Origin of the sequence: Sphingobacterium sp. UBA7038 (genome assembly GCF_002494055.1) — a bacterium.
Lineage (GTDB): Bacteria > Bacteroidota > Bacteroidia > Sphingobacteriales > Sphingobacteriaceae > Sphingobacterium > Sphingobacterium multivorum.
Window position 1 is genome coordinate 301,497 of the sequence record NZ_DLAV01000013.1, and the last position, 20,306, is coordinate 321,802.

Here is a 20,306-nt window from a genome sequence, read left to right on the forward strand (position 1 = left end):
CTTAGCTTAACACCATATAAAACCAACCTTAAGTTATGATGAAACGTCAATTAAAATTGTGGGATGCAGTTATGCTGGTCATGGGGTCGATGATCGGAAGCGGTATTTTTATTGTATCGAGTGATATGATGCGGCAGCTGGGATCCGGATATTGGTTGGCGATAGTTTGGTTATTGACCGCATTAGCAACTGTTGCGGCGGCAATCTGCTATGGCGAATTGTCGTCTATGTATCCGAAGGCTGGGGGACAATATACCTATCTGACAGAAATATTTGGGAAGCCAATTGGCTTTTTATATGGCTGGAGTTTATTTACAGTTATTCAAACGGGAACGATAGCAGCTGTAGCTGTAGCCTTTGGTAAGTTTACAGCCTACCTTATTCCGCAGTTAAATGATGCAGCGCCGCTATTTCAGCGTGGAGAGTTTAAGATTACCTGGATACAGATTGTCGCTATGGGTGTTATTATTCTCCTGACCTTTATCAATACAAGAGGGATCAAGAGTGGAAAAGCTGTTCAATCTTTCTTTACTTCAGCAAAAATCATTGCGCTGGTTTTACTGATTTTAGGCGGTCTGTTCTTGATTAAGGAAAATCATTTTTCAGAAAATATGGCTTATGGCTGGGATTCTTTTCAAAATTTGAAAGGTGCTGGCTGGTCGCAGATCTCGGGGGGCGTACTGATGGGGGCATTAGCTGCTGCAATGGTAGGTTCGGTATTTAGTAGTGTGGCCTGGGAAAATGTAACGTTTGTTTCCGGAGAGATTGTCAATCCGCAGCGTAATGTTGTTCGGGCATTGGTTATCGGGACGAGCTTGGTGATGTTGCTCTATATAAGCTGTAATTACATTTACCTAGCGGCATTAAATAGAGAGGAAATTGCTTTTGCGGCAAATGATCGTGTTGCCATAGCGGCGGCTGAAAAAATATTAGGACATACGGGCACGATAGCGATGGCGATTCTGGTTATGATCTCGACCTTTGGCTGTGTTAATGGACTTGCGCTGTCCGGAGCGCGTGTTTTTCAGACCATGGCAAAAGATGGATTGTTTCTGAAGCAGGCGATTCCCAATAACAAATATGATGTGCCCGCACGATCGTTATGGCTTCAGGGAATCTGGGCTTCCTTACTTTGCCTGAGCGGACAATATGGCAATTTACTGGATATGATATCTTTTGTTATTGTTATATTCTATATGATTACAGTGCTGGGCGTTATTATTCAACGTATCCGGAGACCGGATTTGGAGCGTTCCTACAAAACCTTCCTCTTTCCGATTACACCAATCTTGTACCTGTTGATAGGTACCGTATTTTGTGTATTATTAATTATCTATAAGCCACAATATACCTGGCCAGGCTTTATACTTGTATTAATCGGTGTACCAGTGTATTTTTTTGCACGGAATAATAAACGTGCCGAGCTAGATGAATAGTCGCTACCTATAGCATTTCGATGTTATGGAATTTGCTGTAAATGGTTGGCAATGCGTATTGTATATAACTTCAAAATCTGGTAATGTGCTGGAATAATGGCTTTGTAAATTTCCCGGAAAGGAAGATAATCTTTGTTTAAATCACTTTTTGTTATTGTGCCAGTTGGATGCAAATATTGAAATTAATTGCCCTTCATGGCTTCGTTTTTGTTAAAAAAAGTGTAGCTTTGCTCAAACATTCCCATAATGAAACAGTCGATTTTATTAGACGGACCAAAATTTCAAATCACAATTCAAAGACTATGTCGTCAATTGATTGAGAATCACGGTGATTTTTCAAATGCTGTCGTCATAGGTATTCAACCCCGAGGAACTTTCTTAGCGAGACGCATCGTCAAAGAGCTTGAACAAATGATCGGAAAAGAGATTTTAGTTGGCGATTTGGATATTACCTTTTATCGCGATGACTTCCGTACGAAAGGGAATACTGGTCCAATCTTAGCAAATAGCACAAATATCAATTTTATTGTAGAAGGTAAAGAGGTGATCTTTATAGATGATGTCTTATGGACAGGACGTACTATTCGTGCGGCAATGGATGCTGTGCAGGCATTTGGCCGTGCAAGAAGAATAGAATTGCTTGTTTTGGTCGATCGCCGGTTTTCTAGACAGATCCCTATTCAGCCCGATTATATCGGAATACAGGTAGATTCTATTGATTCACAAAAAGTAATTGTTAACTGGAAAGAATCAGAGGATCAGGATAGTATTATCTTGATTACAGAAAAGAAGGCGTCAGCTAGCGATTAATAGCGGTGTCATGACGATACTGAAGGTTATTGTTGACCTTTGGAAACAGGCACTTTCAATAAAACCTTCATGACTTCGCAGACGCCAACAGCAATGAAAGCAAACTGAAGGTTCTTTCTGGCCAATAAGATCAGACACTTTCAGAAAAAAAATGATTAGTAAATATTTGAATATACTATAAAATGTCATCTGTAGCAGAACAATTAAGTACCCGCCATTTATTGGGGATCAAAGATCTAAATGAGAACGATATCCAATTGATCCTGGATACAGCAAGTAATTTCAAAGAGGTATTAAATAGGCCAATTAAAAAGGTTCCGTCATTACGGGATATTACGATTGCCAACGTGTTTTTTGAAAATTCTACACGTACACGCTTGTCTTTTGAACTAGCTGAAAAGAGGCTTTCTGCGGATATCGTGAATTTTGCAGCATCCTCCTCTTCCGTAAGTAAGGGGGAGACACTCATCGATACGGTGAACAATATTCTGGCCATGAAGGTTGATATGATTGTAATGCGACATCCCTATGCTGGGGCTGGGGTATTTCTAAGTAAACATGTTGATGCACAGATTGTCAATGCAGGTGACGGAGCACATGAACACCCTACACAAGCTTTGCTTGATTCATTTTCAATTCGTGAACGCTATGGCGATGTAGCTGGTCGTAAAGTAGCTATTGTTGGGGATATCACACATTCACGCGTTGCCTTGTCGAATATCTTATGTCTTCAAAAGCAAGGTGCTGAAGTGATGGTTTGTGGTCCGACCACATTAATTCCTAAACATATTACCTCATTGGGTGTAAAGGTAGAGCATGATTTGAGAAAAGCGCTGAACTGGTGCGATGTTGCAAATATGTTACGGATTCAATTGGAGCGTCAGGATATTGCCTATTTCCCTTCCTTAAGAGAATATTCCATGCTATATGGATTGAATAAAGAGATTTTGGATTCTTTAGAGAAGCCAATTACAATTATGCACCCCGGACCAATCAATCGAGGGGTCGAAATCACATCGGATGTCGCGGACAGCGAACATTCAATTATTTTGGATCAGGTTGAAAATGGTGTTGCTGTGCGCATGGCTGTCTTGTATCTACTAGCAGGGCAACGCGGATAGTTGAAATTGGTTTCGCCCTGCGTTAATGCACGTGGGAGACTAAATAACACTGTTTTCTAATGCTACAATAGTATGCCTGACTTTATTTTTTGTCGGGCATATTTTTTGTGCAAAATTTCCGTTATAATACAGGATTATTCACAGATGTTAATAACTTTTGTGTAAAATAGCTCAATTAAAGTATAATTTAGTAAAATGAATAAAACTATCTCCCTAAGAAGTGGAGATTTGAATTGATTTTCAATAAATTTGGGGCTATCTTAAAGCCTTTCATGGCTGAGAAGCTTTTGATAAATTCGCCGGTTAAAGCAAATTTATCGCGGGTTGGAGGGAGATTCATTTACATTTGCAGATAAATAACATATTAAGGTTTCACATATTATGTATAAGAAGATTTACCAGGTGGGAGTTGCATTAACCGTTATGGCGACGCCAGCATTAGCGCAACAGACAGAATGGCAACAAATCAACAAGGCGTACAAAACAGGAATGGAATTGTATGAACGCGGAAAATTTAGTTCTGCTTCAGCCCAATTTGACCGTGTTGAAGCTTTGCGGACAAAATCCAACTTGCAATTGGACGAAACAGAGGAACTTTCTTTGTTGAAAGAGAACGTACGGTATTATCAAGCAGTTTGCGCACTGGAATTGGGCGAATCTGATGCCGAAAACCGTTTTCTGAAATACATTAAGGATTTCCCTGTCAGTGCAAATGCTAAAGCAGCTTATTTTCAAATCGGTAAATCCTATTATGCTAAAAAAGATTATGTTAAGGCCTTAGAGTGGTTTAATAAGATCGATAGCAAAAATTTAGCAGGTAAAGAAAATGTAGAATATCGCTTTAAATATGGATACGCTTCCTTTATGACTAAAGACTATAAAACGGCGAAACCATTATTTGAAGGATTGAAAGATCAAAAAACTGAATTTCAGGAAGCTTCCATCTATTATTACGCGTATCTTTCTTACTTAGACGCCGAGTATAAAACGGCGTTGAATGAATTTGAGCGTTTGAATGGATCCAAACAATTCGAAAATAGTTACCCCTATTATATCACTGCTTTGTATTTCTTGGATAAACGCTACGACGATGTATTGGATTATGCATTGCCAATTTCGTCGCGGACAAAACAAGAAAATGAAACAGAGATGTTCCGTATTATAGCGGCAACATACTTTATCAAAGGTGATTTAAAAACATCAAAAGAGTATTACGATAAATTCCAGGCACAAGATCAAGGTAAGACGCAGAATAATCAGGATAGCTACCAAATCGGTTACATCGCTTACAAATTGAAGGATTACGATAAAGCGATCACGGAATTGGAAAAAATGACCGAGCCTGACGCTTATTATCAGTCTGCGATGATTACCCTAGGTGATGCTTTCTTGAAGAAAGGCAATAAGCAATCTGCGCGTAATGCATTTTTCCGGGCTTCGAAATTGGATTTTGATCCGGCAATGCAAGAAGAGGGCTTATTCAACTATGCTAAGCTTTCGTATGAGTTGGAATTCCACCAAGTGGCTTTGGCTTCTACACAAGAATACTTGAAAACGTATCCAAAATCGAAACGTTTGGAGGAAGCGAAAACTTTACTTGCTGAAGTATTGTTGAGTACAAAAAACTACCGCGAAGCAGTTGATATTTTGGAATCTATCCCTAAACGTGGAAAAGAAGCAAACGCAGCTTATCAAAAGGTAACCTACTACAGAGGTTTGGAATATTATAACGAGCGTGCTTTTGAAAATGCAATTTCCCTATTCATGCGCTCCGAAGAGTTCCGTTATGACGAGGAAATTTACGCTTTAGCCACCTATTGGAAAGCGGAAGCCATGTACGAAGTTCGTAAATATGGTGAAGCGGTTACAAATTTCAATAAATTCTTACGCTTGCCGGGAGCTAGCAAAACGGATGTGTATGGCTATGCCAATTATGCGTTAGCCTATGCGGCTTTCCGTAATGGTAACTACAGCACGGCGGCAAATTACTTCGAGCGTTTCTTAGCGTCTGGTGGTTCGAAAGGAATTGAAATGAATACACGTAATGATGCAATTGCACGCTTAGGTGATTCTTATTTCTCTTCGAAAAACTACGGTAGAGCATTAACAGAATACAATAAGTTAATCTCTTCTAAAGCTCCTAGTCAGGATTACGCTTTATTCCAACGTGGTATTATTCAAGGATTACAAGGGGATAACAATGGTAAAATTTCAACATTGAATGCTGTTATTGCGCAATTCCCGAGTTCGAATTATGCCGACGATATTGCTTTTGAGATTCCTTATACACGTTTCTTGATGGGAGAAAGTGATCAGGCAATTGCAGGCCTTCAAACAATGGTTGAAAAATATCCGCGCAGTAGTTATGTGCCACGTGCTTTGGTGACGATTGGTCTGGTTCAATATAATCAAGATAACAATGATGCTGCATTGGCAACTTTCCAACGTGTAGTTGACCAATATGCATCAACAGATGAAGCAAGACAGGCCATGCGTTCCATTGAGAACATCTATTTGGACAAAGGCGATGCAACAGGATATATCAAATATGCAACGGGAACAAATTTAGGTGACGTTTCGAAATCTGAACAAGATTCACGCTCATTCTCGACTGCGACGACTTTATTCTCCAGAGGTAATTATCAAGGGGCGGTGGAAGCTGTAAATGCATATTTCGACAAATTCCCGAAACCAAATCAAGAGAAATATGCACGTTTTGTTCGTGCTGAAAGTAACGCAGCTCTGGGTAATACAGAAGATGCATTACATGATTACAATATTATCTTGAATGACTGGACGTCTCCTTATACAGAACGCACGTTGATTTCGGTTTCCAATTTATATTTGAAACAAAAGAAATATAACGAAGCGACACAGTTGTTGAAAAAACTGGAGCTTACTTCTGAGTATAAGGCTAACTATGGTTTCGCAATCAATAACTTAATGGTCTCTTATTTTCAGATTGGGGATTATAAAGAAGCCTTAAATTATACCAATGCTGTCAAGAATTACGAGAAGTCTTCGGAAGAGGAGATCGCAAATGCCTTCTTGTATGCCGGCAAATGTTATGTGAAGCAGAATAAGAAAACTGAAGCCATGAAAGAATTCAGTTTAGCAGCATTGAAGAGCCGTACCGTCTTCGGTGCAGAAGCAAAATACAATGTTGCAGTGCTTCAATTGGAAAATAAACAATACGATGCTTGTATTAAGACAGCTATGGATCTATCTGATAATTTCTCTTCGTACGAATATTGGGTAGCGAAAAGTTTTATCACTATGGCAGATGCTTATGCAGGTAAGGGGGATACTTTCCAAGCAAAAGCTACACTTGAATCGATTGTGGATAACTATGATGCGAAAGATGATATTTTGCCAGCAGCAAAAGAACGTCTAAATAAATTGAACAACAAAAAGAAATAGGATACAATGAAGAAGTTGCAAAATAGAAACGTGAAGAAATATACTTTAGCAGCGCTTTTGATGGGCGTGGGATTGAATTCTTTTGCACAGGAAACAGGCAAGAAGAATGATCCTGAAAAACCGGTCACTATCGATTCTTTTGATGTTGTTCGTGATTATAAACCAATTCTTGCGGATGCTGTAAAAATCCGCCGCAGTCCGGATATGACCAACAAACGGGAATACCAACCCAAATTGTCCTACAACAATATTTTGGACAAGAAATTGGATATCAATACGGGGTTGAAACAATTGAATGTACAGGAGATTCCTTTTGCGCAACCTTTTGAGCATAGTAGCAACTATGTCAAATTTGGTATCGGTAACTATAACAGTATATTGGGAGAGGCTTATTTAGCTTCTGAGCAGTTTGAAAACACACGATTTGGCTTATTTGCAAAGCATTTGAGCCAAAAGGGTAATATTGATGGACAGAAGTTCAGTACACAGGATATCGGTATCTTTGGTCGCCGTGTATTGGATGCCGTAACCGTTAAAGGTACCATCGGATACAATCGTTATGGAACGAATTTCTATGGTCAGACTTTTGACCAATCGGGAACAACTTTGTTGAATACAACTCCGGATAAACAGACCTTTACAGATATCTATTTGAATGGAGAGCTCTCAAGTAATGTGGATCCGAAGAATGAGCAGGCATTAAGCTATTCCGCAAAAGTTGATGGCTATTTGTTTAAAGATGCCTACAAAGCCAAAGAAAATTCGATCGCATTATCCGGTTATTTGAATAAGCGTTTAAGTGCATTCAATGTTGGGGCAAATTTAAGCGTGACAATGAATAACGTGAAAGATAGCGCTGAGGTAAAAAATCATTTGGCGGTTATCAATCCATATATTCGTTTTAAGGGCGACAACTATAACGTAACCTTGGGTGCGAATTTAACTTCTGAATTTGGCGATAGCTCAAGATTCAATATTTTCCCATCGGTGGAGGCTGATTTTGCATTGGCACCTGAATACATCTCTTTGTTTGCCGGGATTAATGGTGGCGTAAAACAAGCTTCTTTCCGTAGTTTCGCTAAAGAAAATCCGTATTTGGCTCCTAACGCTAAAATGATCAACTCGATTGAGAAAATGAATGTTTATGCAGGTTTAAAAGGAAATGCCGGTGCAACATTTGGTTATAAAGTAAAGGTATTCTACAAGCAGATTGAAGGACTGCCTTTATTTAAAAATAGTGCATTTGGCGATAGTCAAAATGGTTATGTGCCTTGGGCTTTTGATGTCGTTTATGATGGCGTGATCAATAAGGCTAAACATATGGGACTGGAAGGAGAAATCAATGTACGTCTTTCACAGCTGGTTAATCTAGGCGGAAAAGTGTATATAGACGATTATAAATTGAGTGATGAGGAAGAAGCATGGGGCTTGCCCAAATTCCGCATGCAAGCTAATGCACGCTTCAATATTTCCGATAAATTTTTCGTAGATGCTGAACTTTCTACACAAGGCAATACCTATGCATATATTTATGATTATAACACAGATGGCAGTCGTATTGCCAACAGTGGGCATAAGGCAACAATAGGTTCATTTGCTGATCTTAATGCGGGCGCAGAATACCGAATCAAAAAACAATTTGGTATTTTCGTCAAAGCAAATAACATTTTTGGAAAAGAATACGAACGTTATATGTATTACCCAAGATTGGGCTTTAATGTAATTGGTGGTCTTAATTATTCGTTTTAACGAATTAAGATTATAAATTTGCATCTTAAACATAGTGCGCGATGAATCTAGGCAAAAACATCAATAGTTTATTAAAACGTTATGCGGAAGTATACGTGCCCGGAATAGGTGTGTTCAAACGAATTCATTCTCCGGCTCAGTTCGATAAACAAAATAATGTGTTTTTGCCACCAATTTCTTATGTTGAGCTGGACTACTCTGCTCAACATGGGTTTAATATTGTTCATTATATCCAACAGCAGGAAAACTTGGGCCTAAATCAGGCACAACAGATCTTGTCGGAAACTGTTGAGAACCTGCGGGCTGATTTGGGGCAATTTGGACAGGTCAAATTGGATGATCTTGGCTTATTGATTAGTTATGGCGCAAGTTTAGTCTTCAAACCCTTGGATCTATCTGGATTCGATTTCCAGCCCGTTACAAATCTTGTTGCACCAGAGATTGAAACAGTCGTTTCTTCTTTGGAAGAAGCGAAAGAAGAAGAACTTACGAACTTAGCTGTTGAAGATGACCCTGTTGTTGAAGAAGATCCTGTAGTGGAAGCTGATCATAACATAGAGCCTGTCGGGGAGTCTATTTCGGATACGGCAGATGATCAAGACGAAACGATCGAGGTTGAAGAGGTCAAAGAAGAAACTGAAACAGCACAGGAACCGGTCGTGGTAACGGATCCAGCAGCGGATGAGCTTTCGCAGGAGACAGCACCAACAAACGATCGTACCGGTCTTGAAGCTGAAGAGTCGTCGTTAGCGCAAAAGGAAACTGAAGAGTTTGAACCTGTGGATACAACTGTGATAACTGATAGCAATCATTCGGTTACTCCAGAGGAAGAAATCGCTGAAAAAAAAGAAATCGGTGCTATTGCGTCGGCTAACGCTAATTCAACATACGCGCCAAATATCTATGAGGAAGAGCCGCGTAATTCAAATGCGATCTGGTATTGGATGACTGGAATTATTGTGCTGGCAATGGTTGCTGTTGCGGTCGTTTACACCAATCCTGCGTTGAAGAATTCGTTATTTGGGCCGACCAAACCTGTTGTAAAAGCGGCAGATACGCTTGTTCAAAAACAGCCGATCATGCCTGCTGATACCTTGTCCAATACAATGCAAGCAGATAGTTTAAAGCAAGTCGATTCATTGGCTAAAACTGGTGTGAAAGATTCTGTTAAAAAGACAACAACTGTACCTGCGACCAATGCGGCAGCAAAATCTCCGGTTTTGGAAGCAAATCCTGTGATCAAAGAGTCTATTCCTGTTGCACAACCCAGATATCAATTGGTAATAGGTTCTGCAAAGACAATGGCACAAGCAGAGCAGGAAGCCAAGCGTCTTCGGGAAATGGGCTATAAAACAGCACGAGCTGTAGAGGGAAAGTTCAAAAGAAATAGAAAGAAAATCATCTTAAACACCTACATGACAAAATCGGAGGCAGACCTCGCTAAGAAATCTGTAGAGAAAAAGATTGAAGGTGCTTGGGTAGAAACATTATAGAAACTATATAAAACTATTAATAATTATGTCATTAGTACAAGATACAGCACGGGCTGCTGTGGATTCGTTTAATCAAGCTGCACAACAACCATTACCTGCTGCTGCGCCTACAGAAAACATGAGTTTGATCGATATGATGATCAAAGGGGGATGGATCATGGTTCCAATCCTATTGTTGTTCTTTATTGGATTGGTTATCTTTTTTGAGCGTTATTTGACTATCCGTCGTGCCGCAAAATATGATAACAGCTTAATGTCGCAAGTAAAGGCAAATGTTTTGTCCGGAAATTTGGATTCGGCATTAGCTGTAGTTCGTTCAAGTAACTCCGCTTTGGGACGTATGTTGCAAAAAGGCTTATTGCGTGTCGGCAGACCGATCAAAGATATTGAAGGAGCGATCGAAAACGTGGGTAAATTGGAAGTTGCCAAGTTAGAAAAGAATATCAATATTTTGGGTATTATTGCTGGTATTGCCCCGATGCTTGGTTTCGTAGGTACGATCTTTGGAGTAATTAAGATTTTCCACGACGTCGAATTAGCTGGTGGTATTGATATCGCTTCTGTATCTGGTGGTCTATATGTAAAAATGGTGTCTTCTGCATCAGGTCTTGCGGTGGGTATCTTAGCTTATTTGGGCTACCATATCCTCAATATGATGGTGGAGCGATTGATTTTACGTATGGAAACGGATGCAGTAGAATTTATTGATTTATTGGATGAACCCGGAAGATAATGAACTTACGAAGTAGAAAAAATAAACCATCTGCGGAAGTACATACTTCAGCGCTGAATGACATCATGTTTTTCCTGATGTTGTTCTTCCTGTTGGCTTCTGCAGTTTCTAATCCGCAAGTGGTGAAGCTATTGTTACCAAAGTCAAGTGCGGGAGAACAATCTGTTGCTAAAAAGACCGTTACGGTATCGATTACAAAAGATTTGGGCTATTTTATTGACAAAACTCCAGTTCCCATTGAAGGATTGGAAGCTGCAATTCAATCGCAAATGGCTGCGGGTGAGGAAGTGACCATTATGCTCTATGTCGATAATACGGTTCCCATTCAAAATGTTATTTCTGTAATGGATGTCGCTAATCGATTGAAGATTAAAGTGGTATTGGCAACAGAGCCAAAAAAAGATAAATAGGAGCAATTAAACTTTTTTTAAGTTTATTGGTCAGCTATTAATATAGGAGATTAATGCGATGAGATATCACCTTCAACATGAAGAAAATAATTTCCCCAAAGCATTGGGGATATCGACTTTGGTCATGGCATCGTTGCTCTTGATTGGATTTTTTGTTGTTTTTAAATCTCAGGCACCTGATGAATATGGAATGGGGGGAATGATCGTCAATTACGGTACTTCACCTGAGGGAATGGGAGATGACTATATGAGTGTTGAGGAACCATCGGTGGACCCCAACGCCAATAATGAACGCCCTGACCGTATTGATCCTGTTGAAACACCTACCCCAACTCCAACGCAGCAAGTTGCGGAGAAAGCGGTTGTCACACAGGATTTAGAAGATGCCCCTGCGGTAACAAAAACGGAAAAGAAGGTCGTTTCAAAAGCACCGGAAACAACCAAAGCTGTAAAAGAAGTGGCACCACAGGCCAATGCCAAAGCGCTTTTTAAAGGCAATAAAAATAACGGCACTGGGGCTGGTGATGGTACAGGGACAACTCCTGGAAATCAGGGTTCCAAACTGGGTGATCCTTTAGCAAGTAACTACGGCGAAGGGGGATCTGGAAATGGTAACATGATGTTGTCTATTGAAAACCGAAGTTTTACACAACGACCAAGTATCGACGATAATGGACAGCAAGCAGGAAAGGTTGCTGTGGAGTTTAGAGTGAACAAGCAAGGGGTTATCACCTATGCGCGTGCTGGTGTAAAAGGAACGACGATTACCGATCCATCCTTGTTGGAGAAATGTGAGCGTGCTGTACGTGGCGCTCGGCTAAACCAATTGCCAAATGCTCCCGACTCCCAAACAGGACGGATTGTATTCAATTTTAGATTAAGATAAAAATCATTCACATGAATGCTTATAATGAGGCAATCGAGTATCTGTATACTCGATTGCCTATGTTTACAAGGGATGGCGCCTCTGCCTTCAAAAAAGACCTTGACAATACCATCAAACTTTGCGCTGCTTTGGACAACCCACAGCGAAAATTCAAAACATTACATATTGCCGGTACAAACGGAAAGGGATCGACCTCCCACATGTTGGCCGCTATTTTGGCCGAGGCAGGATATAAGACAGGTCTCTATACTTCACCACATTTACTGGATTTCAGAGAACGTATTCGTGTCAATGGTCAGTTATGTGAGAAAGAATTTGTTGTTGATTTTGTCAATACCCATCGCGAGCTTATAGAAGAAGTCAGTCCATCGTTTTTCGAAATTACTGTAGCCATGGCTTTTGATTATTTCGAGAAGAATAAGGTTGATATCGCTGTCATTGAAGTCGGCCTTGGCGGGCGTTTGGACAGCACCAATATTATTCAGCCTTTGCTGTCGGTAATTACCAATATCGGTTTTGATCACATGAATCTTCTTGGTAATACACTGGTGGAAATTGCTGCTGAGAAGGCCGGAATTATCAAAAGAAATACACCTGTCGTTATTTCGGAATATGCTGAAGAGACAGCAGCTGTGTTTTTGGATAAAGCAGCGATCGAGCATGCACCGATCCAATTCGCTTCCGATAAGTATGCCACGAAAATGCTGGGCGTGGACCAAGATTATTTGACGGTACAAGCGAGGGATACTGCAAGTCATTCAGCAGACTTTCAACTGGATTTAAAAGGCTCTTATCAGGTCAAGAATCTCGCCGGCGTCCTGTTAGCTGTGGATGAGTTACGTCAACAGGGCTTTGAGATCAGTGATCAACATGTGCATCAAGCGCTAAAAAATGTGCAGGCAACCACAGGAATTCAAGGCCGATGGCAACAATTGTCTAAGGATCCATTTATCATCTGTGATACGGGGCACAATGAGGACGGAATTCATGAAGTGCTCAAAAATCTGGCTACAACCGCTTATGATAAATTGCACTTTGTGATAGGGGCCATGCGCGATAAGGATTTATCACATATGTTGCCTTATCTACCCAAGGATGCAACCTACTATTTCTCTGCTCCGGATATTCCGCGTGCAATGCCATCCGAGGAGCTGCGGAAAGAAGCTATGGAATTTGGTCTAACGGGACTTGATTATGCATCGGTAGGAGCTGCGTTTGATGCAGCAAAAGAAGCGTATCAACAAGGGAACCTTATTTTTGTTGGCGGAAGCAATTTTGTTGTTGCGGAAGTGCTTGCTCGTTTGACGCAGGAATAAGAATATCACCTTTCCTCGCAAATAAATCTGCGGGAGGAATTCATAGAAACCGATCACAAAAAGGGAGCTGCGTGAAGTGCAGCTCCCTTTTTTGTGATTTTGTGCCGTTGGTCATTAGTCATTGATCGTCAATTCACCACGGATATCCTTTTCAATCCAATAAGCGACTTCTTTTTGATCTTCTAACTCGCCTTGAAGATACATTAATTTGGTTACTGCCGCTTCGAATGTAAGGTCGTAGCCATTGAGCACGCCGATGGATTTAAGTCCTTGTGAAGTCTCATAGCGACCTAATTCAACAGAGCCTACTTTACATTGCGAAATGTTGAGGATATTTTTACCTTGTTCAATTGCTTCTTTCAATAGATCCAGAAACCAAGTGTCGGTGGTGGTATTGCCTGACCCAAATGTTTCCATCACAATGGAACGGACATCGGAGTCTAAGACGGCTTTGATCGTTTGTGCAGAAATTCCGGGGAATAATTTCAATACCGCAACGCGATTGTCCAGTTTGGTATGTAGGATAAATTCTTTATCAATATTATTTAATAAAGCATCTGTATTATATTTGAGGTGAATACCTGCTTCAACCAATACGGGATAGTTTGGTGATCTAAAGGCCTCAAATTTGGCCGAATTATATTTAAATGAGCGATTGCCACGGAATAATTTATTGTCGAAAAGAATGCATACCTCTTGTATGATAGATACGCCATCTTGTTTTGCTGAAGCAATTTCAAGGGCTGTCATCATATTTTCCCGCGCATCCGTTCGGATCTCTCCGATAGGCAGCTGAGAGCCAGATAAAATGACCGGTTTTTGGAGTCCCTCCAACATAAAGCTCAATACTGAGGCTGTAAAAGCCATTGTATCGGAACCATGCAGAATAACAAAACCGTCGTAATCTGCATAGTTATCCTTAATAATTTGTGCCATTTCAATCCATATCTCGGGCTTCATGTTGGATGAATCGATAATGGGTTCGAAAGAGTGCACGGTCAGCTTATAGTCTAAGCGACTTAAATCAGGGAGATTACGTTTGATCAATTCAAAGTCGAAAGGAACGAATGTTCCTGTTTCATCTTTAACCATTCCAATGGTCCCACCTGTGTAGATAATAAAGATATTATGCATTGAGTTTTGAAATTATATACCAAATATACGTTTTGAATTTTCTGTTGTGATTTCGGCTACCTTCTCGACGGAGATCTGGTGAAGGTCAGCTACTTTTTGTGCGACGTAAACCAAATAGCTACTTTCATTTTCTTTACCGCGAAAGGGGACAGGAGCCAAATAAGGTGCATCTGTTTCCAGAACAATATGTTTTAAATCGATTTCTTTGACCACCTGATCTAAGCCCGCTTTTTTAAAGGTAACGACTCCGCCAATACCAAGCGCGAAACCTAAATCGATAGCCTGTTGGGCCTGCTCCAGGGAGCCGGTAAAGCAGTGCAGAACGCCAAATAATTTGTCGTCGTGAAGTTCTTCCAATAATTCGAACAGTTCAGTGAAGGCTTCCCGGCAGTGGATATCGATCGGTAAATTTAATTCCTTAGCCCATTGAACCTGCGTTCGAAAGGCGTCTTTTTGAATTTCAAGCGTGCTTTTATCCCAATAAAGATCCAGCCCGATCTCACCTATGGCATGGACTTTGTGTGTTTCCAAGCTCTTTCGGATGGTTTCTAACTCTTCCACATAGTTTTCCTTTACATCGCATGGATGTAATCCAAGCATGGGAAAACAATGTTCTGGATAAGCTGCTACGGTATCAAATACAGGTTTTATGGAAGCGCTATTCACATTCGGCAAAAAAAGACGTTGGATGCCATTATCAAAGCAACGTTGTAGATGTTCTTGCAGTTTTTCGGTTCCTGCATGGTAATAAATGTGTGTATGTGTATCTGTAAGCAACATAGTTTTCTGCGTGGAAGCAGCGGGTTAGGGTAAAAACTTGTTTTTATTATTATCGAATAAAGTGGTAGACTTAATTACCAAAATTTCAATTCGATCTCCAAAGATAACTTATTAATTAGCAAAAATGAAAATTAATACTGGATTCCTTCGATTGAGATGAATTCCTTTTTCGTATCTTGGAAAACGCCATTAGGAGGAGGACCGCCCCTTCATGCCATGAGGACAGTAGTAACGATTATTATTGCCCCTTGGAAAGATAGGTCGTAATAAAAAGAGTCAGAAGTCAAACATACCGTAAGATTTACTGTTAAATAGATAAAAGAGGTGGTTGTTGTCCTATTTTTATAAGAATAAATGAATCATATGATGAATAAGAGGTTATGCCTGGGTTTATTGACTTTGGCGTCGGTTATGTTTTTAAACAAACTACATGCGCAATCATTGATTGACCCTTCGGTAAAAGATATTATTCAAAAAGCCTTTCAGACAAATAAAGAATTGAAATTGAAGGCTTACGAAGTCGATAAAGCACGTCTGGAAGCCGATGGAGTAAAAGCAAACCGGCTGCCACATGTCTCGGCACTCGGGCTATACGGTTATGTACATAGCAATGGGAGTATTGATATTCCTACGGTTAATATCCCTTTATTGAACCTCGGCTTGTTTGAAGGAGCTACAGGATTTAGTATGCATGGACAAGCGGCCTATGCGGGGGTGTCAGTAAAGCAGATTATCTTTTCGGGATTACAGATTCCGAATGGAATAAAAGCATTGCAGGAGAAAGCTGTGGCTCAACAATATTTAGAATCGGCCGGTCGAGAAACACTTTCAAAGGATATTATTGCTTCTTTTGATCAGCTGATGTTGTTGGATGAGGTGGATAAATTGATTGTCGATTCTGAAAAGCGATTAAAGAAAGAACAGGAAAAGGTGAATAAAGCGATTCAAAATGGCCTTGCAATACCTTATGATAGAGATAAATTGAAATTGGCATTACTGGAATTGGAAGAGAAAAAGGTAGAGGTTTCTGGCAATCGGGATTTGTTGTGTCAAAAGATCGAACAAGAAACAGGGGTGTCTTTTCATGAGGTTGGTGGAATTCATTATCGACTTAAACCTATATTTTTGTCAGAGCTACCACGTGATGTCGAACAAAGATCCGAATTGAAAGCACTAGATGCTTCCTCAAAAGCGTATGAGTACCTGTATAAAAAAGAAAAGGGGGGAGCTCTTCCTGCTGTCTTTGCCTTTGGATCCGCAAACTATCTGAATGTATTCAACTCCCAACTCATGGTGAAAGACCAACCGCTATTTGGTACAGTCAACTTACCGCTTAATTCCATCAAAGGGAGCCCCAATTTAATGGTCGGCGTAGGGGTTAAATGGGATCTCTATACGGGCGGAGAGCATCATAATAAGATAAAGCAAGTTAAACTCGATCAGCATATCAATACGACCAAGCGAGAAGATGCGCAAGAAAAATTAAATTTATTACTCAGCAAAAATACCGTTACCTACACGACTGGCAACCAAAAGCTGAAAGTGGGGGAACAGCAATTGAAAGTTGCCGAAAATAATCTTTCTATGGCTGTTAAACAATATCAAGCTGGCTTAATAGATGTTACTGAGTTATTGGCTGCTGAAAACGATTGGTACAAAGTTAATTTGGGTTATTTTAACAATGTTTTGCAGCAACGTACAGCTGCAGTTGAATTACTACATACATCAGGAAAATTATTACAAACTATACATGAGTAACATGAAGAATTTATATGGGATATTATCTCTGTCTATTTTTGTTTCTTGTACAAATCAAGTGAAAGAGAAGCCTATTGAAGGCAAGGTGGAGCGAGAGCAAGTGACGGTTGTGACAAAGGTTCCGGGGAAAATTGCGAAGCTTCTGGTTGAAGAGGGTGACTTTGTGCATGCGGGGGATACCTTGGCTATTTTGAGTATTCCCGAGGTAGATGCGAAAGAAGAGCAGGCAAAGGGAGCGCTGCAGTCTGCTGATGCACAATATAACATGGCAGTCAAAGGTGCTACGAAAGGTCAACTCGTGCAATTGCAGGCGAAGGTAGATGGACTTAAGGAACAATATGAATTTGCGAAAAAATCAATAGGTAGGCTGGATGCCCTTTTGCAGGACAGCCTGATTCCGCAGCAAAAGTACGACGAGACCTACGCTAAATATCAGGGGGCTAAAAATCAATATCTTGCAGCACAGGCTGAATTAGCTGAAGCAAAGGGTGGGGCTAGACAAGAACAGCAGATTATGGCCTTGGGGCAAAAAGAACGTGCACTGGGAGCGGTATCTGAAGTCAATGTTGCTGCACAGGAGAAATATGTCATTGCTCCACAGGACATGAGTGTGGAAACGATTAATCTGAAAGTTGGTGAATTGGCGATGGCAGGCTATCCGATTATCAATGGTTTCCTCGATCGATCGACCTATTTTAGATTTACATTGCCCGAAAATAAAATGGGAAAACTTCAAAAAGGAGAGGCTGTTGAGGTAGAAATTCCTTATTTGAATCACAAAAAGGTTAAAGCAAAGGTGATCAGTATCAAAGCCTTAAATTCGTACGCAAGCATTGCCTCAGCTTATCCTGATTTCGATCCGCAACAGGCTGTGTTTGAATTGAAAATTGTTCCTGAAGATGTTGCCGGTAGCAAAGATTTGTTAACAAAAACGCTTGTGGTTCTCCATGCGAATTAAAGAGCTTGACTGTGAAAAAATTTTTAGAATTGATCCAACGGGAGTTTAAGCTCTTCTTCAATAATAAAGTGCTATTGATGCTTTTTCTGGGTGCACCTGTATTGTATGGTGTCTTGGTGGGGCATGTTTATCAACAAGGTAAGGTAACTCAGATGCCGATCATTGTAGTTGATGAGGATAATAGCCCCTTAAGCAGTTCATTTATTGATATGCTTTCGGATAATGAGAGTATTGAAGTTGCCCGTGTATTACCGTCCTTATTTGATTCAAAAGATATTGCGATGCAATATGAGGCAACAACGATTGTACATATTCCCAAGGGTTTTGCATCCGGAGTACAACAGGGGCGTTTGCCCGAAATGACTGTTTTTGTAGATGGTGCCAATACATTGACCTCAAATACTGCCATGATGGCTGTCAATGTGTGTGCCTCGACGTTGAAAGCAGGCATACAGATTCAGGCACAAATGAAACGTGGTGTTCCCGCAAAGATCGCTGCACAGCAGTACGAACCATTTAAGACCACTTTTGTTAAGCAGAATATTCGAAGTGGAAATTACCTGTATTTTATGCTACCGGGAGTGCTAATTACTGTGCTGCAGCAGGTCTTGCTCTTAGGCTTGGCTTTGTCTTTTTCCTCAGAATTTGAAGGCAATACATTTCCGGAACTTGTACGTAAAATAGGTAATCCTATCGGACTTATTCTTGTTAAGATATTACCATATGTTTTGATGTCTGTTGGTATCCTGGTTTTATATTGGGGTTTTGGTCAATATTACCGTATGCCTTTACAGGCCGAATTTGGTCGCTTTGTACTCTGTACTTTCGTCTTTTTGCTTGCCGTGTGTTTTATCGGTGTACTCGTCAGTATTCTACTGCCTTCGCAGTTGAAATCGACAGAAGTACTTATGGTCATTGCGACGCCAGCATTTATCTTGAGTGGCTTTACCTGGCCTTCGAGTCTAATGCCAGGCTGGGTGCAGGCAATTGCAAATGTAATTCCATCGACGCATTATCTACGAATTTTTAGGTTAATGTTTATTCAGCATGCTGAAAATTACCATACCGATAAGGCGCTGATCGCATTGACCATCATCATGATCATCAGTTTTATATTGGCGGTAATAATACTATGGCTGAAAATACGGAAGATCAAAAAAGAAGATAAGAAGATTAGCGTATAGTGAATAAAAATACGAACAATAAAAAAGCGGTTTCATCTCGATGAAACCGCTTTTTTGTTAACTGAAATTTACAGTCGAATTATTTTTTTGCTGCAGGAGCTTTAGTTGCAGGAGCTGTTGCCGCTGGAGCCGTAGTTCCAGTAGGCGCTACCATGCCTGGAGTTGTTGCTGTAGGAGCAGGAACTTTTCCAGGTTTGATATCCAATACTTCTACTTCAAATACTAAAGGAGCATATGGAGGGATAACACCTGAAGGGCGATCGCCATAAGCCAAAGATGAAGGAATGACTAAAGTTGCTTTTGTACCTTTGTTAAACAATTGGAATGCTTCAGTCCATCCAGGGATTACACCATCAACACCTAATTGGAATTTTAATGCTTCATAAGGACGTTGAGGGTTGAAAATTTTCTCTTTTTTAGCTACATCTGGAAGGTTTGTATCAAATACTTTTCCTGTAGTTAATGATCCTACATAGTTCACGTGAATAGAATCACCTACTTTCGCATTTGTACCTGTTCCAGGTTTAGTAATTACATATTGAAGACCTGAAGCTGTTTTAGTTGTTTTCAAGCTTTTATCCTTGATGTATTTTTCAAGTTTAGCTGGTTCAGCTGCCTTGTGTTTGTTCAATTCTTCTTCAAAATATTTTTGAACTTGTTCACCCAATTGTTGGTCTGTTAACTTTCCTTTTTTGAAGTGTTTTTTGACTTTGATCGAATAAACAATGAATTTATCTGCAAATTCTGGTTTTGGTTGATGCGTTTTAGCAGCCATAGAATCCAAATTGATTTTGAATACTAAGCTATCACCTTCACCTACATATTTGAATAAACCAGTAGGGTCACCTGGATTTTTTGCGATGATACTATCTGGATATAATTGAACGATTTGAGGGACTCCCATGTCATACGTACTTTGCATTGTAGAATCTCTGTCCGTTTTCACAACCATGTCAAGTGCTAATAAATCGCCTGATACTGCTTTTTCTTTTGCATTATCATCTACGATTTTATACTCAAGACCACCTTCAGCCTTTTTGAATTTTTGGCATGACGTCATCAAAAGACCGGCAGCCGCGAAAAATAGAATTGCTTTCTTCATTTTCTAATGTATGTTA

General features: G+C 40.2%; 16 protein-coding genes. 13 read left to right on the forward strand and 3 right to left on the reverse strand.

The features are described from left to right. Positions 1–35 precede the first annotated feature (35 nt). From B3H30_RS08330 to B3H30_RS08375, 10 genes are all read left to right on the forward strand, one after another. Complete coding sequence (locus B3H30_RS08330) at positions 36–1,436, forward strand: APC family permease (RefSeq protein WP_236560287.1); 1,401 nt, start codon at positions 36–38, stop codon at positions 1,434–1,436. Positions 1,437–1,682: 246 nt separating this feature from the next. Beyond that, on the forward strand, positions 1,683–2,246 hold the full coding sequence (gene pyrR / locus B3H30_RS08335) for a bifunctional pyr operon transcriptional regulator/uracil phosphoribosyltransferase PyrR (protein WP_070561239.1): 564 nt from the start codon (positions 1,683–1,685) through the stop codon (positions 2,244–2,246). Positions 2,247–2,428: 182 nt separating this feature from the next. Then, a complete protein-coding gene (locus B3H30_RS08340) occupies positions 2,429–3,367 on the forward strand; it encodes an aspartate carbamoyltransferase catalytic subunit (protein WP_046672752.1) in 939 nt (312 codons plus the stop codon). Between the two features lie 381 nt (positions 3,368–3,748). Then, entirely contained in the window at positions 3,749–6,787 is a 3,039-nt protein-coding gene (locus B3H30_RS08345; RefSeq protein WP_070561238.1) for a tetratricopeptide repeat protein, read from the forward strand. 6 nt (positions 6,788–6,793) lie between these two features. Next, the gene (locus B3H30_RS08350) at positions 6,794–8,536 is read left to right on the forward strand and encodes a TonB-dependent receptor (protein WP_046672750.1); all 1,743 of its coding nucleotides are present in this window, start codon (positions 6,794–6,796) and stop codon (positions 8,534–8,536) included. Between the two features lie 41 nt (positions 8,537–8,577). Then, a complete protein-coding gene (locus B3H30_RS08355; RefSeq protein ID WP_070561237.1) occupies positions 8,578–10,029 on the forward strand; it encodes an SPOR domain-containing protein in 1,452 nt (483 codons plus the stop codon). Positions 10,030–10,054: 25 nt separating this feature from the next. Then, positions 10,055–10,762 (forward strand): MotA/TolQ/ExbB proton channel family protein, encoded by a 708-nt coding sequence (locus B3H30_RS08360; RefSeq protein WP_046672749.1) that lies wholly within the window; start codon positions 10,055–10,057, stop codon positions 10,760–10,762. Next, on the forward strand, positions 10,762–11,172 hold the full coding sequence (locus B3H30_RS08365; protein ID WP_046672748.1) for an ExbD/TolR family protein: 411 nt from the start codon (positions 10,762–10,764) through the stop codon (positions 11,170–11,172). Before B3H30_RS08360 ends, B3H30_RS08365 begins: the two co-directional genes overlap by 1 nt. Before the next feature lie 58 nt (positions 11,173–11,230). Beyond that, positions 11,231–12,058 carry an energy transducer TonB gene (locus B3H30_RS08370; RefSeq protein ID WP_070561236.1) on the forward strand — a complete coding sequence of 276 codons (828 nt, stop codon included), beginning with the start codon at positions 11,231–11,233 and terminating at the stop codon, positions 12,056–12,058. Between the two features lie 11 nt (positions 12,059–12,069). Next, complete coding sequence (locus tag B3H30_RS08375; RefSeq protein WP_070561235.1) at positions 12,070–13,374, forward strand: bifunctional folylpolyglutamate synthase/dihydrofolate synthase; 1,305 nt, start codon at positions 12,070–12,072, stop codon at positions 13,372–13,374. A gap of 114 nt (positions 13,375–13,488) precedes the next feature. Here B3H30_RS08375 and B3H30_RS08380 read toward each other — a convergent pair whose 3' ends face one another. Further along, positions 13,489–14,508 (reverse strand): asparaginase, encoded by a 1,020-nt coding sequence (locus tag B3H30_RS08380; RefSeq protein ID WP_070561234.1) that lies wholly within the window; start codon positions 14,506–14,508, stop codon positions 13,489–13,491. A gap of 12 nt (positions 14,509–14,520) precedes the next feature. Beyond that, a complete protein-coding gene (locus tag B3H30_RS08385) occupies positions 14,521–15,288 on the reverse strand; it encodes a TatD family hydrolase (RefSeq protein WP_070561233.1) in 768 nt (255 codons plus the stop codon). 363 nt (positions 15,289–15,651) lie between these two features. On the opposite strand from B3H30_RS08385, the gene B3H30_RS08390 reads away from it, so the two are divergent. The 3 genes from B3H30_RS08390 to B3H30_RS08400 are packed head-to-tail and all read left to right on the forward strand — an operon-like array spanning position 15,652 to position 19,188. Further along, a complete protein-coding gene (locus tag B3H30_RS08390; protein ID WP_286833894.1) occupies positions 15,652–17,046 on the forward strand; it encodes a TolC family protein in 1,395 nt (464 codons plus the stop codon). 1 nt (position 17,047) lies between these two features. Then, positions 17,048–18,004 carry an HlyD family secretion protein gene (locus B3H30_RS08395; RefSeq protein ID WP_182982056.1) on the forward strand — a complete coding sequence of 319 codons (957 nt, stop codon included), beginning with the start codon at positions 17,048–17,050 and terminating at the stop codon, positions 18,002–18,004. A gap of 11 nt (positions 18,005–18,015) precedes the next feature. Continuing rightward, the gene (locus tag B3H30_RS08400) at positions 18,016–19,188 is read left to right on the forward strand and encodes an ABC transporter permease (protein WP_145329426.1); all 1,173 of its coding nucleotides are present in this window, start codon (positions 18,016–18,018) and stop codon (positions 19,186–19,188) included. 79 nt (positions 19,189–19,267) lie between these two features. Here B3H30_RS08400 and B3H30_RS08405 read toward each other — a convergent pair whose 3' ends face one another. Further along, the gene (locus tag B3H30_RS08405; RefSeq protein WP_070561229.1) at positions 19,268–20,290 is read right to left on the reverse strand and encodes an FKBP-type peptidyl-prolyl cis-trans isomerase; all 1,023 of its coding nucleotides are present in this window, start codon (positions 20,288–20,290) and stop codon (positions 19,268–19,270) included. Positions 20,291–20,306 lie beyond the last annotated feature (16 nt).

Excerpts from the sequence above, each read along its gene's own strand:
- B3H30_RS08340 (WP_046672752.1), top strand. The coding sequence starts at position 2,429 with ATGTCATCTGTAGCAGAACAATTAAGTACCCGCCATTTATTGGGGATC.
- B3H30_RS08395 (WP_182982056.1), top strand. The coding sequence starts at position 17,048 with ATGAAGAATTTATATGGGATATTATCTCTGTCTATTTTTGTTTCTTGT.
- B3H30_RS08375 (WP_070561235.1), top strand. The coding sequence starts at position 12,070 with ATGAATGCTTATAATGAGGCAATCGAGTATCTGTATACTCGATTGCCT.
- B3H30_RS08365 (WP_046672748.1), top strand. The coding sequence starts at position 10,762 with ATGAACTTACGAAGTAGAAAAAATAAACCATCTGCGGAAGTACATACT.
- B3H30_RS08385 (WP_070561233.1), bottom strand. The coding sequence starts at position 15,288 with ATGTTGCTTACAGATACACATACACACATTTATTACCATGCAGGAACC.
- B3H30_RS08355 (WP_070561237.1), top strand. The coding sequence starts at position 8,578 with ATGAATCTAGGCAAAAACATCAATAGTTTATTAAAACGTTATGCGGAA.
- B3H30_RS08360 (WP_046672749.1), top strand. The coding sequence starts at position 10,055 with ATGTCATTAGTACAAGATACAGCACGGGCTGCTGTGGATTCGTTTAAT.
- B3H30_RS08380 (WP_070561234.1), bottom strand. The coding sequence starts at position 14,508 with ATGCATAATATCTTTATTATCTACACAGGTGGGACCATTGGAATGGTT.
- B3H30_RS08405 (WP_070561229.1), bottom strand. The coding sequence starts at position 20,290 with ATGAAGAAAGCAATTCTATTTTTCGCGGCTGCCGGTCTTTTGATGACG.
- B3H30_RS08370 (WP_070561236.1), top strand. The coding sequence starts at position 11,231 with ATGAGATATCACCTTCAACATGAAGAAAATAATTTCCCCAAAGCATTG.
- B3H30_RS08345 (WP_070561238.1), top strand. The coding sequence starts at position 3,749 with ATGTATAAGAAGATTTACCAGGTGGGAGTTGCATTAACCGTTATGGCG.
- B3H30_RS08350 (WP_046672750.1), top strand. The coding sequence starts at position 6,794 with ATGAAGAAGTTGCAAAATAGAAACGTGAAGAAATATACTTTAGCAGCG.
- pyrR (WP_070561239.1), top strand. The coding sequence starts at position 1,683 with ATGAAACAGTCGATTTTATTAGACGGACCAAAATTTCAAATCACAATT.
- B3H30_RS08330 (WP_236560287.1), top strand. The coding sequence starts at position 36 with ATGATGAAACGTCAATTAAAATTGTGGGATGCAGTTATGCTGGTCATG.
- B3H30_RS08390 (WP_286833894.1), top strand. The coding sequence starts at position 15,652 with ATGATGAATAAGAGGTTATGCCTGGGTTTATTGACTTTGGCGTCGGTT.